The 14,030-nt window shown below is 40.0% G+C and carries 15 protein-coding genes; 6 read left to right on the forward strand and 9 right to left on the reverse strand.

Features of this window, described 5'->3' with window-relative positions; all coding sequences use genetic code 11:
* Window positions 1-53: 53 nt before the first annotated feature.
* On the reverse strand, window positions 54-479 hold the full coding sequence (gene aceI, locus FTT92_RS11335) for a chlorhexidine efflux PACE transporter AceI (protein ID WP_078191799.1): 426 nt from the start codon (window positions 477-479) through the stop codon (window positions 54-56).
* 115 nt (window positions 480-594) lie between these two features.
* Here aceI and FTT92_RS11340 point away from each other — a divergent pair, with 115 nt between their 5' ends.
* The 4 genes from FTT92_RS11340 (at window position 595) to FTT92_RS11355 (ending at window position 4,714) form a co-directional block, all read left to right on the forward strand.
* Complete coding sequence (locus FTT92_RS11340) at window positions 595-1,485, forward strand: LysR family transcriptional regulator (RefSeq protein ID WP_180172156.1); 891 nt, start codon at window positions 595-597, stop codon at window positions 1,483-1,485.
* Window positions 1,486-1,574: 89 nt separating this feature from the next.
* Complete coding sequence (gene tal / locus FTT92_RS11345) at window positions 1,575-2,564, forward strand: transaldolase (RefSeq protein ID WP_168377762.1); 990 nt, start codon at window positions 1,575-1,577, stop codon at window positions 2,562-2,564.
* A 73-nt stretch (window positions 2,565-2,637) separates the two neighbouring features.
* Complete coding sequence (leuE, locus tag FTT92_RS11350; protein ID WP_180172157.1) at window positions 2,638-3,288, forward strand: leucine efflux protein LeuE; 651 nt, start codon at window positions 2,638-2,640, stop codon at window positions 3,286-3,288.
* Window positions 3,289-3,544: 256 nt separating this feature from the next.
* A complete protein-coding gene (locus FTT92_RS11355; RefSeq protein ID WP_180172158.1) occupies window positions 3,545-4,714 on the forward strand; it encodes a benzoate/H(+) symporter BenE family transporter in 1,170 nt (389 codons plus the stop codon).
* Window positions 4,715-4,743: 29 nt separating this feature from the next.
* On the opposite strand, the gene FTT92_RS11360 is transcribed toward FTT92_RS11355, so the two are convergent.
* The 3 genes from FTT92_RS11360 to FTT92_RS11370 all read right to left on the reverse strand — a co-directional run bounded on the left by FTT92_RS11360 (window position 4,744) and on the right by FTT92_RS11370 (window position 6,739).
* Complete coding sequence (locus tag FTT92_RS11360) at window positions 4,744-5,304, reverse strand: TetR/AcrR family transcriptional regulator (protein WP_180172159.1); 561 nt, start codon at window positions 5,302-5,304, stop codon at window positions 4,744-4,746.
* 1 nt (window position 5,305) lies between these two features.
* Window positions 5,306-5,650: an SMR family transporter gene (locus FTT92_RS11365; protein ID WP_078188613.1), complete on the reverse strand. Its 345-nt coding sequence runs from the start codon at window positions 5,648-5,650 to the stop codon at window positions 5,306-5,308.
* A gap of 81 nt (window positions 5,651-5,731) precedes the next feature.
* A complete protein-coding gene (locus FTT92_RS11370) occupies window positions 5,732-6,739 on the reverse strand; it encodes an alpha/beta hydrolase (protein WP_180172160.1) in 1,008 nt (335 codons plus the stop codon).
* A 311-nt stretch (window positions 6,740-7,050) separates the two neighbouring features.
* On the opposite strand from FTT92_RS11370, the gene FTT92_RS11375 reads away from it, so the two are divergent.
* Window positions 7,051-7,494 (forward strand): universal stress protein, encoded by a 444-nt coding sequence (locus FTT92_RS11375; protein WP_078191806.1) that lies wholly within the window; start codon window positions 7,051-7,053, stop codon window positions 7,492-7,494.
* Between the two features lie 141 nt (window positions 7,495-7,635).
* Entirely contained in the window at window positions 7,636-8,082 is a 447-nt protein-coding gene (locus tag FTT92_RS11380; RefSeq protein WP_078188616.1) for a universal stress protein, read from the forward strand.
* 49 nt (window positions 8,083-8,131) lie between these two features.
* Here FTT92_RS11380 and FTT92_RS11385 read toward each other — a convergent pair whose 3' ends face one another.
* The 5 genes from FTT92_RS11385 to FTT92_RS11405 all read right to left on the reverse strand — a co-directional run bounded on the left by FTT92_RS11385 (window position 8,132) and on the right by FTT92_RS11405 (window position 13,967).
* The gene (locus FTT92_RS11385) at window positions 8,132-9,160 is read right to left on the reverse strand and encodes a DUF1311 domain-containing protein (RefSeq protein ID WP_180172161.1); all 1,029 of its coding nucleotides are present in this window, start codon (window positions 9,158-9,160) and stop codon (window positions 8,132-8,134) included.
* A gap of 121 nt (window positions 9,161-9,281) precedes the next feature.
* On the reverse strand, window positions 9,282-10,757 hold the full coding sequence (locus tag FTT92_RS11390; RefSeq protein ID WP_180172162.1) for an OmpA family protein: 1,476 nt from the start codon (window positions 10,755-10,757) through the stop codon (window positions 9,282-9,284).
* 222 nt (window positions 10,758-10,979) lie between these two features.
* Window positions 10,980-12,215: a dihydroorotase gene (locus FTT92_RS11395; RefSeq protein WP_180172163.1), complete on the reverse strand. Its 1,236-nt coding sequence runs from the start codon at window positions 12,213-12,215 to the stop codon at window positions 10,980-10,982.
* 9 nt (window positions 12,216-12,224) lie between these two features.
* On the reverse strand, window positions 12,225-13,241 hold the full coding sequence (locus tag FTT92_RS11400) for an aspartate carbamoyltransferase catalytic subunit (RefSeq protein WP_078188620.1): 1,017 nt from the start codon (window positions 13,239-13,241) through the stop codon (window positions 12,225-12,227).
* Between the two features lie 369 nt (window positions 13,242-13,610).
* Window positions 13,611-13,967, reverse strand: coding sequence for a hypothetical protein (locus FTT92_RS11405; protein ID WP_111884255.1), 357 nt, complete (start codon window positions 13,965-13,967; stop codon window positions 13,611-13,613).
* Window positions 13,968-14,030: the final 63 nt, after the last annotated feature.

Consider the following 14,030-nt stretch of genomic DNA (forward strand, 5'->3'; position numbering starts at 1 on the left):
CAAAAAAGGCCTGTACTTATCAATACAGGCCAATGTGATTTTCTTATTGAAATTTAACGATATTGTGGTTGGTAACCTAGGTACGCTTCGATCTGGTCATAGCACCATTGGAAAATAAATGTGTAGACTAAAATACACATGGTCATACTAAAATCGAGCAAAATCGCCTGCCATAAGGTCATATGCATGGCATAAGCCACCATTGGGATGGTTGCAAGCATTAAACCGCCCTCAAATCCAATTGCATGTAAAACACGTACACCAAAGGTTCTTTTTAACTTTCTTTTTGCTTCAAATTTTTCAAAATAATGATTAAAAATCATGTTCCAAATCACAGAAGTGACCGCCATTGCAATACCGAGCGTACCTGTCACCTCCATCGGAACTTTAAAAATAAAACTTAAAGCAATAGCAATGATCACCAATAGGATGATCTCATAGCTTAGCGCATGAATAATCCTTCTCTTGGAAATCGTCATTTTGAAACACTCTATTATTTGTAAAAAACTTATTTTATTTTTATATTATTGATTAATCGAGTTAGGTTCTTTCAATATTATTGAAAGGTTGTATTCCTTTTTTTTCTGTATGCACATGAATATTAATCAAGAACAACTGATGATTTTTAAAACAGTCATGGAAACAGGATCATTTTCCGCAGCTGCCAGACAACTCGGCAAAGTACCTTCGGCTGTCAGCATGTCCATTGCCAACTTCGAAATTGATCTCAACCTTAAACTGTTTGAGCGGGTTGGTCGTGAACCTGTGCCCACAGCTCAAGCGCTAAACCTGTATGAAAAAACTGAACAATTATTGATAGAAATCAATCAATGGAAACAGCATGCAATTGCACTGAGTCATGGTTTAGAGTCTTCACTGAATATCGTGGTGGTATCAGAACTGCTACATACACAGTGGACCGACTATATCTCTTTGCTAGAAACTCATTTTCCATCTTTGCAAATCAATATTTTTTCTGCGCCTCAAGAAGATGCCCAAAAGATGCTATTACAAGGTCAAGCACAGCTTGCTCTAATGTTTGAACGTGAACAGCTTGAGAGTTATGAACAATTTGTTGAATTAAAGCGTGAAGCACTGGTTCCAGTTGCGGCGAAAAAACATACCCTGTCGAAATTTAAGCAAGTCAGTTTTGAGCAAATTTTGCAAAATCGACAAATCGTGGTCGCAAGTCGTGATAAAAGCATCAAACCAGAGTTGTTATTTTCCAAACACAGTTGGCGTACAGATAATCACCACTCTGCCTGTTCGATGATTATTCAAGGTCTGGGTTGGGGTGTGCTTCCCCTCGAGATGTTTAATGAAAATCCGACGCTCAAAGATCAACTCAAAATTTTAAGCTTTCAAGATTTCACACCCAAATTTGAATATTTCGTCGACTTGGTCTGGAACCGTGAAAAACCACTCGGCTCGGCTGCTCATTTTTTGATTAATCACATCCGAAATTCACGAAAAACTACGATTTAGACTGCCTAATTGGGCGTTTTTTGGTTGGGTTCTAAACAGATTGTGTTATAAAAGTATGTACACCAAGAACATTAAGAACTAGATTTCAAATGACTCAAAATGCGTTAAACCAATTAAAAAGCCTAACAACGATTGTTGCTGACAGCAGTGATTTAGCTGCGATTAATACATTCCGTCCATTGGATGCGACCACAAATCCATCTTTAATTACAGCAGCGGCAAATCAACCTGAAAATAAAGAACTGATTGAAAGTGCTTTTGAACAAGCGCGTAAAGAAGGTTATCAAAATGATGAGCTGGTTGAGCGCACCATCGATATTCTTACGGTCAAATTTGGTGTAGAAATTTTAAAATTGATCGAAGGACGTGTATCTACAGAAGTCGATGCAGCCTTGTCTTATGATACTGATGCCACCATTGCAAAAGCTAAAGAGTTACTGGCTTTATATGCACAGTATGGTATCGATCAAAATCGTATCTTAATTAAAATTGCCTCAACGTGGGAAGGCATTCAAGCCGCTAAAGCCCTTGAAGCCGAAGGCATTCACTGTAATCTGACTCTGTTGTTTGGTTTGCATCAAGCTCAAGCCTGCGCAGATGCTCAAGTCACGCTGATTTCGCCATTTGTTGGTCGTATTTTAGATTGGTACAAAAAAGCTGAAAATGTGGATAGCTACCCGATTGAGAAAGATCCAGGCGTGTTATCAGTTAAGCAGATTTACCACTACTATAAACAACATGACATCAAAACTGAAATTATGGGGGCTAGCTTCCGTAGTATTGATCAAGTGCTTGGCTTAGCAGGTTGTGATTTATTGACAGTTTCACCAAATTTATTGGCAGAACTGGAAAAAGATCAGCGTACCGTGGAAGTGCAATTGTCTAATCATCATGCGCATGCACACTGTCAACACGACGTACAAGTGCTCGACAAGCAAACTTTCAAAGCTGAAGTTGAAAAAGACTTAATGTCTTTCCAACTATTACAGGGCGGTATTGATGGTTTTATTAAAGCACGTGAGCAGCTGAGTAGCTTGCTGCGTCAATCTTTTGGCTTAGATGCTGAAATTAAAGCTTAAATTAGAAATTTTCAGTTTCATCCAGAACCGAAGTTGTATACTACAGCTTCGGTTTTTTATTTGAGTGTCTTCAGTGTTTGGAATCACAGACTTAACGACCTTTATTATTGGTACGATATTAATTGTGATTTTACCCGGGCCAAATTCACTTTATGTCATGTCTGTTGCTTCTCGCTATGGCATTAAGGTCGGCTATTTAGGTGCTTTTGGCGTTTATACTGGCGATTTGATCTTAATCTTACTCACCGCTCTGGGGGCTGCATCCTTACTTCATGCCTTCCCTTGGTTATTCTTATTATTAAAAATTGTGGGTGCGCTGTATTTAAGTTATTTAGGTATCAAACTTTTCAAGGCTGCCTACCAAACTTGGAATGCCGTTCAAACGCCAGAACAACTCGACACCCAACAACTGAGTTTGAGCGAACTGAAACCGTTTAAGACTGCATTAACCATCAGTATTTTAAACCCTAAAGCCATTCTTTTTTACTTATCGTTCTTTGTACAATTCGTCGATCCTGCATATCCATATCCTGCGATTACTTTCACCGCACTCGCGATCGTGCTGCAAATTATCAGCATGAGCTATTTAACGATTTTGATCTTTTCCGGTGCAAAACTGGCTACCTATTTTAGCCATCGTTATAAATTTACGGCATGCTGCGTGGCAGCGGTTGGTCTTCTATTTTGTGGATTTAGTCTAAAACTTGCGACATCTACGTTGTAAATGACATGTGAGACATAGTTCAATTTTTTAAATTATAAAAATCTACAATGCTTTTAAATTTTGAATGGTTGAAACATCCTCAATGTAGGTTGTCGATTCGTTCTATTAAAGTGCCGTTTGTTAAAGTGTCATTTGTGAATAAATAAAGTATTTCCCTAACATCTTGTTAAGCACTTTTACTGTACAGGACTTGAGAGTATCATCCTGAAAAATGACATCCTAAATCTGCGCCAACAATAATCATAGCTCGATCATTATGCAAAAACTACTCCAAGACTTTTCCATTCCAGCTGCTTTTGCAGGTTTTATTACGTTCTTAGTCGGGATCAGTGTCTCGGCTGTTTTGGTGATCCAATCTGCACAAATGCTCGGTGCCAACACTGCAGAAATAACCTCTTGGTTTTGGGCTCTAGGTTTGGGTATCGGCTTAAGCGGGCTGATTCTGTCTTGGAAATTTAAATATCCCGTTGCGACTTCATGGTCCACTGCAGGACTGGCACTGATTTTAGCGACTGCAAATGGTTACAGCATGAATGCCGCCCTAGGTGCTTTCTTGGTCTGTGGCTTATTGACAGCAATACTTGGATTTTTAGGCATTTTTGAAAAAATACTGCGCTATATCCCGCAAAGTCTCACCAGTGCAATGTTGGCGGGCGTACTTCTAAAATTTGGTATTGAGCTATTTGTCAGTTTACAAAATGAATGGGCATTCGTTCTGGGTTTACTCGCGGCTTATGTCATCAGTAAACGGCTGTTACCACGTTATAGCATTGTCATTACAGTAATCATTGGCATTATGCTTTGTCCATTATTACTTGGCTTTCAATTACCGGCGCTTAATTTAGAACTCGCACAGCCGGTTTGGGTCACACCTGAATTTTCGATCTCAGCAATACTGGGTTTGGCGCTACCACTCTTTGTAATCAATATGGCCTCTCAGTATTTACCGGGTTTAGCCATGATTAAAAGTTATGGTTATCAACCCCACGTCAATCAACTGATTGGTTGGACTGGTACAGCCCAAACGCTACTCGCGCCATTTGGATGTTTTAGTGTCAATATTGCTGCGATTAGTGCCGCCATCAGTCTAGATGACCAAGCCCACCCCGATGAGAAAAAACGTTATATCGCAGGTATGACCTGTGGCTTCTTTTATATTTTGATGGGCCTGTTTGCAGCCACTTTGGTGAGTTTCTTAACCGCTTTTCCACTGGTGTTTATTACCGCTTTAGCAGGGATTGCCCTACTTGGCACCATTGGACACAACATCGTCATTGCTTTCCAAGAAGCTAGCGAACGTGAAGCCGCTCTACTCACCTTCTTGTTTAGTGCATCGGGCGTACAGTTTTTTGGTATTGGCTCTGCATTTTGGGGTTTGGTCTTTGGTTTAGTCGTGCATGCTATTTTCAAATATAAAAGAAATTAAGCGCACATTTCAAAACAGAGATCTTTTGTCTATTTCGCTCGATACGTTCGGGCGATCAGTTCTTGTTTTAATAATTGGGTTTCACTTTCGTCTTCCACTTCTGTAAAAGCGGTGAGCCAAATACCATCAGCTGCATAACGAACAATTTTGAGTTCTATATTTGAATCGGTCTGATGATGTCGCTCTAAACGTGAGTTCATCCATTCGATCCAATATTCATTAAAAGTTTTATCGGTCAGCATGGTCATCGAAATCGCGGACCATGACTGTTGCAAACCCATGATTTGTTTTTCTAAGGTAATTTCAATATAGGCACGGGTAAAACGACCGTATGGCTCAGGGTCTTCCTCAATTAAACGGTCAACGACCTCGTCTAATTGAGCCAAAAGCATCACAATCATGGACTCTAAGAGCTTTTGCTTATTTGAAAAATGATGAAATACACCACCTTTTGTAACCCCAACTAAATCCGCAACGGCTTGAATCGACACCCCATTAACTCCTTTATCTGCAGCAAGACGGATTGCATGCTGCAAAATACTTTGGCGTATCAGTTGAGGCTCTTTCTTGCGCTGATGCGGATTATCCATATTAGTGTCCAGCTGAAGTTGAAAACAGGTTGATCACGACCACACCTGAAACAATCAGGCCTATCCCTAACATGGCTGGGAGGTCTAAACTTTGACGAAAGATAAAGTAGCCAATTAGTGCAGTTAAAACAATACCAACACCTGCCCAAATGGCATAAGCAATACCAAGTGGTATGACTTTAATCACCTGAGACAATAAATAAAATGCCAAACAGAATAAAACTGCGACAGCCAATGAAGGCGCAAGTTTGGTAAACCCTTCTGACTTCACCAAAAATGTCGAACCAATTACTTCTGAGATAATCGCCAATGACAGTAAGCCATAGGCCAATGTTACCGAATTCATTATTCATTCCAAAACAAACATACCAACTGGTAGGTATGTTATTAAGTTAAAGATTATTCTGCAAGCCTTTTAAGTCTGTTTTTAATTTTTGACGGTCTGTGTGTGTTGTTGCAAAAATTCTAAAGTGCTATCAAAGGTCTGCTGGCTGGCCTTTTTACTCATCATAAATTGATATTCATGTACCAAAAATTCTTTCGAATCTGGATAAAAAACCGCTGTCACAGGTACATTATTTGCCTGCAATTTTTCTACAAAAGGCTCAGATTGCGTTTTGGTTAAAAAATCTTTATTGCCACCGCTGATAAATACAGGCGGATAATTTGCATTAATATTTGAGGCCGTCGAAATATGCGTTAAAAACTCGGCATCATCTTTTTTGTCTCCGGTATACGCCTGAACCAGGTTATAGACGCCCCACTCGATCAGGCCAATCTCGTCGGGTGCAGTATTTACAAAGCTGTTTAAATCATAAATACCACAATGTAAAATCAGCCCTTTAAGCTGTGAAGGCTTTAATACAGGTTGAATCTTTGACGCTTGCGCAAAATTTGGATTCGTAACCAAGGCGGCATAATGACTGGCCATATTTGCACCTGCAGAATCCCCAGCCAAATACATATTTTGCGAATCAATGCCATATTGTGCCGCATGTAGATTCAAAAACGTCAATGCTGCATCTATTTGGTTGAGCTGTGCAGGATAAATGGCTTCAGGTGCAAACTGATATTGAACAGAAACCACATTATAACCTTGGGCTGCGAGCCGTTTAAAATATCCACCTGCATGTTCTTTTGAGCCAGAGACCCAACCGCCCCCGTGGATCCAAACAATCGTTGGTCTTGGTGCAATAACCGTACTAGTTTCAGGTTGATAGATATCCAAGCTTAAATTTGGATTTTGGAGATATTGAATATTTGACTGCACAATAACATTGTCAGGTGCATGTAAGTTGATAAATGTCTTTTGAACTTGTGTCGATAAGTTAAATGCGCCTGCAATCACTTTGGTACTGCTTTGCGTGTTTTGACAACCAGACAAATGCAACACTGCACAAATACTGAGTGCAACCAACCCTAATTTATATGACATATCTAACTATCCAATCGCATCAATTCTGTTATAAATCTTAGATTTAAAACTGTATATAGTTTAGGCTTATTTTTATAAAGTTCAAATTGATCTTTTAAGCTCAAAATCCGAGAAAATTAGTCGATTTTATTTTAATATTTTTTGAGCAAAGTCCGAGTTTTCCACTCAGATTTATTTGACGACTTATCGACATTAATTTATGTAATTTTATGAATTTACAATATTTTTTAGATTAATAAATTGAACCATGCACGACAATGTGTTATCAATAATCTATAGGGTTTAAAAGCAAAATTACAGGAGATTGTTCCATGTCATATCAAAACATTTTAGTACCTGTCGATGGTTCAGAAATCTCGTTTTCTGCAGTTAAAAAAGCTGCAATTATTGCCAAGGCGTTTAACAGCCAACTCACTTTAATCAGCCTTGTTGCTGAAGACCCATTTACCGATGCAGACTTCTATTATTCTTCATCAATCATGAAAGAATATTTCGTACAAGCTTATGCAAATGCTGAATCTGCTTTGAAAGAAGCTGTGCAAATTACAACTGAAGTGGGTGTAGAAGCACAAAGTAAAATCATTAAAGGCCAAGTTTCTGCTGAAGGTGTGGTAGAAGCAGCCAATGAAGTCAAAGCCGATTTGATTGTGATGGGTTCACATGGTCGTAAAGGCTTTAAGAAAATGCTACTCGGCAGCTTCGCACAAGATGTACTCAGTAATACTGAATTACCTGTGTTGGTTGTAAAAGCTTAAGATGACTAAGCCCACATCATGTGGGCTTTTTTCTATTCAGCACACCCTTCACCCATAGGCTTACCCTTTTGTCTAATTCATACAATATCGTGAATAGAGCAAGATTAGATTGATAACATTTAAAATATTAAGGAAGCAGATATGAGTCAATATCAACAAATTTTAGTCCCTGTGGATGAATCTCCAATTTCATATTCTGCTGTTGAACATGCGCTCAGCTTGGCTAAAAGTCAAAATGCACAAGTGACCATTGTCAGTGTTGTTGCTGTTGATCCATTCGTTGGTGTCGATTTCTATGCTGTTGCACCTGCAATCACTGAATATTTTATGCAAGCTGAAAAAAGTGCTCAGCTGCGTTTAGAAGATATCAAACAAACCTTTGTACGTGATGGTATCGAAGTTAAAACTCGTTTGATTCATGGTGTATCGCCAACTGAAGGGATTTTACAAGTGGCTGATGAAATCTCTGCGGATTTAATCATCATGGGTTCGCATGGACGCACAGGTTTAAAAAAAGCCATGCTGGGCAGCGTAGCACAAAATATTTTAACGCAGTGCCCAATTCCTGTTTTGATCATCAAGCAGTAAACTAAGATTCATAAAAAAGCCCTCAATTGAGGGCTTTTCTTCTTTTAGATCAATTAAACACGTTATTTAAATACACAATTCGTTCTGTAGTTTTCTGATTAAAACATTTGGTATATTGCAACTCTTGATTTTGCGTATTCATCGCATCATCCCAGTATTGCGAATGCTTTTGATAAGTCTCTTTTTCACTTTCATTTAATGAATAAACACTTTTTTGTGCAAGCACTTTACAGTCGATATCACGCTTTTCAAACCAGTCTGCTTGATCTTGCTGTAACTGCGCCTTTTGTTCATCACTAAAACGATCCCAAGTCTGATTGAGACGGTCCACCACTTTGGCATTATCCTGATCTAGCTCTTTCTTACGAATATCCATCGCCTTTTGTGCAAGGCTCATTTGTTGAGATTGACTCTCCATCCCTTGCTGATAGGATTCTTCGTCTCGCTTATTTTGAGCACTATATGCCGCATATAGCACCGCATGACGTGTCACTGTTACAACGCTATCAATTACGTCATTTTGACTTGGGACACTTAAACTTAAACCATCTTTGTCCGTTTTAGTGATGCTATAGCTAAAGTTCCCTTTAAGCTGATCATTGTCCATGCTTAAGCCTGACTCACCATCTTCGAGTGAATCATTCAAAGTATAATTACCACGTTCTTCACAGCCTTCGTTACATGGTCGTTCAGCATAGGCGTTTTCAGCACGCTTTTGTAATCCTTTCGGGAAAACCACCAACAATTGACTGCTACATTCCAATGTTTTGGCTTTATTAGGGTCTTCAGTTAAAGTCGTGACATTTTGAATGTTAAATTTTAGATTTTTTACAATCAGATCCATGAGTTGCTGATCGGCTTCATAATCTGACTGACGTATTTCTTTGTTTAATTCTTTGAGATATTCTTTTTTTAAATGATCTTGCAATTGGTCAATATTGGCTTGTGCAGTACAACTCCAATCTTCCAAAGCAGGCGCTTCCGTTTTGGCTTCAGTATCTTTTTTATTTTTAAAATTATCACAGCCGGATATCAATGCCGCAGACAACATGAGGCTCGTGATGACTATTTTTTTCATTGTATAAGTACCATTATGATTTTATTCTTCGGGCGTATTTTACTCAAAATTACAGCGCTTTGACGAGAAAAATCCCCGCATGTGCAGGGATTTTTTATATATCATCTCATTTAGTACGGTTTTAATTGGTCTTTTCAGTTACGCCTTCGCTGGTGACATCTCGTACTTTACCATTCTCGGTATTTAAAACTTCAAACTCAATACGACGGTTTTTGAATTGACCTTCTTTGGTGCTGTTCTCTGCTACCGGTTTTTCTTGACCATAACCCACCGCTTGAAGCTGTGCAGGATCAACGCCTTTCGACACCAAGTAATCCACCACAGCTTGTGCACGCTCTTGCGATAAAGCTTTATTCGCTTCCGCATTACCCACAGCATCGGTATGACCTTGTACAGTCAGATGTACCTGTGTTGCGCGCTGCATTAACGCTGCCGCCTGATCCAAAATCGATTTATTCACGTCAGGAATATCAGATGAACCTGTCGCAAAATTAATAATTTGTAAGTTCAGCGCAGTCGCAACATCTAGAGCACGAACTTGTTCAGGGTTAATACTCGCTAATGCTTTTTGTGCATCAGTAATACTGTTATCTACTGCAGTTTGTTCACTCACACCTTCTTGAACCAATACCGTCATATTTTTTGCTAAAGGCTTAATTTGATTGGCAAGGCTTTGAGCATCCGCAGGATTTTGCGACAAAATCGATAACTGATTTTCTGTCCAGGTTAAAGTGGTATTTGGCACACCTTTAAGTTTTTGCAGAACCGTTGGAATGGTATCTTGATCAATAAATTGCGTATGGTAACTGGCATCAGATGAAGCACCACAACCCGTATTAAAGTTAAAGATCTGTTTGACTTGTTGCTGCAAAATTTCAAGATAATTTGAATCACCAGTTTGAATTTGACAGTTGGTTAACTGCCCATCTGTACCGGTGCTAAATTGCAAATGTGCTGGCTGAGATGCAGCAGGCTGTGCAACCGTTGTTGCAGAGGTGGTTGGTTCTTCTTTATTAGTACAAGACTTAAACCAAAATGCGATCAGACCCAATAATATAAGCAGCGCAATAATTGGCAATAACCAATTCGAGCGTTTTTCTTCAACGATAACAGGTGTTGGTTCAACAACAGGCGCTTGGTGTAACGTACGGCCAGCTGCAGTGTTTACCCCTAAACCTGCGAGTAAAGGCACTGCCCATTGTGGTAGTGCCGCCAAAATGCTATCTGCATGATTATCAAGTAAATGCGTGATTGCGACGGGATCAGATGAACCCGCTTCATTTTCAAGTGCCCCTAAAGTTGGAGCTATAGAGTGGTTTAAGGTTTGCTCTATTTCTGACGTTGTGGCCGTACCGCCACCGAGATGTTGCAAAAATTGATCTTTTAATGTGGGATTTGCTGAAAATATATCACTAATACGAGGGTTTAACTGTTTTTGAAAGGCATCAATAAATTCAGGTTTGGATCGAAAGATATTTAACAGGAATGGAATAAACTGGCTAATGGCTGAATTTTTTTCATTTAAGTGTTGTGTATCACCGTCCAGCACAATCGAGGAGACGTGCTGCTTAATCAGCGCTAATAAATCTATATTCATATTTATACTCCATGCAGTTGTCATTATTTTCATGTGTACTTTAGTTTATATGCTTATTTTTTGATCAAATGTAATAATTTGTTCGGACTTGTCAGCGCATTAATTTCTTTTTTTATTTTCAATCTATTAATTTCAATCCTCATAAAAAAAGCCAGCCGAAGCTGACTTTTAGATATCAAATTAAAATGCTAAGACTCAACATTTTCCATGTCGAGCTTCAGCTTAAACGGCATAAAAAGCTTGAAGCACTTTGCCTTTGACTGTGTGCTGAATTAATGGTGTGTTCTTACCATTTGACACAATCGTGTCTTTATTGATGGTCCATTCATGCTCTGGATCAACAAGTACCCAACCCGCTTCATCTGCCCAACGTTGTTGCATATTGGCTACTTTTGCAGGTGCGAGTGTGACTTTCTCAACCCATTCCAGTGGGCTTAATAGGCCTTCTTGAATCAGTTGAATACCAAAAGGTACATAGGTATCAAATGCAGTAAAACCGGGCTGTGTTTCAGCAAATGGCGCCATTTTCGCTGAGCTGCTCAGCGGCTCATGATGCGTACAAATTGCATCAATCACACCGTTTTTCACTGCTTGGCGGAGCAAGTCTCTATCTTGCTCAGAACGCAGCGGCGGACGCACATGCGCAAGTGAATTAAAGCCGTCGATCAACTGATCAGTTAAATGCAATTGGTGCATGGCTACATCGCAAGTCACCGGTAAGCCTTTCGCTTTAGCATGTTTAATTAACTCGACAGATGCGCCTGATGACAACAGACCAAAGTGCGCACGCACTTTAGTAGCTTCAATCATCAATAAATATTTTGCAATGGCTACGGTTTCCGCCAATGCAGGGATCATCGGTAAACCTTGACGAGATGCGACAAAGCCTTCATGCACACAGCCATCTTTGGCAATCTGCGGTTCTTCGGCATAGAACACAACGGTCATGTTCAGACCCGCAGCATATTCTAAGGTACGAATCACCACATCATCGTCCATAAATGGCGCATTAGCATTCGATACCGCAGTACAGCCACCTTTTTTCAAACCCGCCATATTCGCAGGCTGCTTGCCTAACAAGCCTTGAGTTTGCGCGCCAATCACCTGCAGATAAATACCGCCGTCCAGCATGGCTTTTTCCACCAGACCATGAATCAATGCGCCATTGTCTTGCACAATCGGTTTAGAGTCTGGCGGCGTAAACACATGCAGAATACCATTCGCACGTGCAGCCTTCCCTTCTGACTTTAAAGTGCCGTGCTGCTGCTGACCCGGCTCACGCAAACGCGCGCAAAGGTCAACCATACTTGGCATCAGCCATTTGCCTTGACCATCAATGGTTTCAGCGGCATTGCTTTCGGCAACCAATCGGCCATTTTCAATATAAACCGTCTGTACGCTGTCAGTTTGATTGATTGGATCTAAGACACGTACATTTTCAACTTTAACAATACTCATGACTATCCCTTAAACCGCAATCGCTTCAATTAAACCTTTTTCTTGCAACTGACCTTGCATTGCCAAAGCCAGTACCGCCATACGTACCGCAATACCATTGGTCACCTGATGTAAAATCACCGACTGAGCACCATCGGCAATACTCGAGTCAATTTCAACACCGCGGTTCATCGGTCCCGGATGCATCACGATGCAGTCAGGTTTTGCCAAAGCCAAGCGCTCTTTATTCAAACCGTACATTTTGTAGAATTCGGCTTGAGATGACAGCGCAGGAGAATCAATACGTTCATTTTGAATACGTAAAGTAATAATCACGTCGCAGTCTTGAATGCCGGCTTCCATGTTGTTGAACAGACGAATGCCTTCGCCATAATCATCAAAACCGTAAGGCAGCAAAGTATTAGGCGCAATGACACGAATATCTTTACAGCCCAATGTTTGTAATGCAGCGACATCTGAACGGGCAACACGCGAATGCTTAATATCGCCAATGATGGCAATGGAAATGTCTTCAAAATTCTTTTTGGTTTCACGGCGAATCGTCAACATATCCAACATGGCTTGCGTAGGATGCGCATGACGGCCATCGCCTGCATTGATGATTGCCACATGCGGACAAACATCTTTGGCAATAAAGTGCGGCGCGCCTGACGATGAATGACGAACCACAAAAATGTCGGTCGCCATCGCTTCTAAATTCCACAAGGTATCACGCAGTGTCTCGCCTTTTGATGTACTTGAACGTGCAATATCAATGTTCAATACGTTTGCAGACAGACGTTTTGCTGCCGCTTCAAAAGTGGTACGGGTACGTGTTGAATTTTCAAAAAACAGGTTCATTACCGTACGGCCTTCTAAAAGGTTGTTGGTAATCAGCTGATTTTGGTCATTAAAAAAGGACTGTGCAGTGTCCAATATTTTTGTGAGAGTTTCTTTAGAAAGACCTTCGATGGTGAGGAAATGTTTTAAGTTACCATCTTGGTTGAGTTGAATCTGGCTCGGTGTATGCAATGCCGCCAAGTGCATGAGAGATTCCTTATCGTTAAGTTAACGCATTATACAGAGAATCTTGGCAAATGGCAGTTGAAGTTTTCAACGTTCAATGCAAACGCATGATGTTATTCAAAATGAATTTTCAAATTCCTATCTATCATTTCAATTAGATAAATTAAACGTTTTAAATTAAACTTCACCTTTCCCCTTTCGAAAAGCCTTCAAATAGGGCTTTCATCTACCCTTATTTTTGATTGAATTGAATACTTTCAAACAGATAAAGTTCAGCTATAAACAGCCGCCTTCTGCGCAGTTCAAGAACTCTTGAAATAAGGAAGTTGGTTTATACATCAGGCTGTGCGCAGCAAGAAAAATATACCTACTGCTCACAGCAGGATTGAATTAACGCAACGCGCCGATATAACGATGTGCAACCTGTGCTTTATAGATATCTTCCGCAGTCGGTTCGCTCATTAAAATTTCTGCTGTTTCATGCGATACTGAGTTAACCATTGATTCTTCTGGTACTGAAACTGCAACTTCATGCAAATTCAACTCACTATATAAACGTGCAACTAAACGAGATAATTCAGGATCAGCCGTTGCCAAAGCCAAATTAGAAACAAAGCGTGCATATTCGACATTTTCAACTACATATAATGCGTCAATAACCCGACCTGACACACGACGTAAACGCGCATAGATTAAGGTTGCGATTGAAAATGCGTTTGATTGACTATTGATTGCCAGCCCTGTCATAAATACCCCCAATGATATCAATATTATAAAGATCGAATTTTGATCAGTGTTATAGCAATTTTT

It is taken from the genome of Acinetobacter sp. YH12023, from assembly GCF_013420135.1.
Classification (GTDB): Bacteria; Pseudomonadota; Gammaproteobacteria; order Pseudomonadales; family Moraxellaceae; genus Acinetobacter; species Acinetobacter amyesii.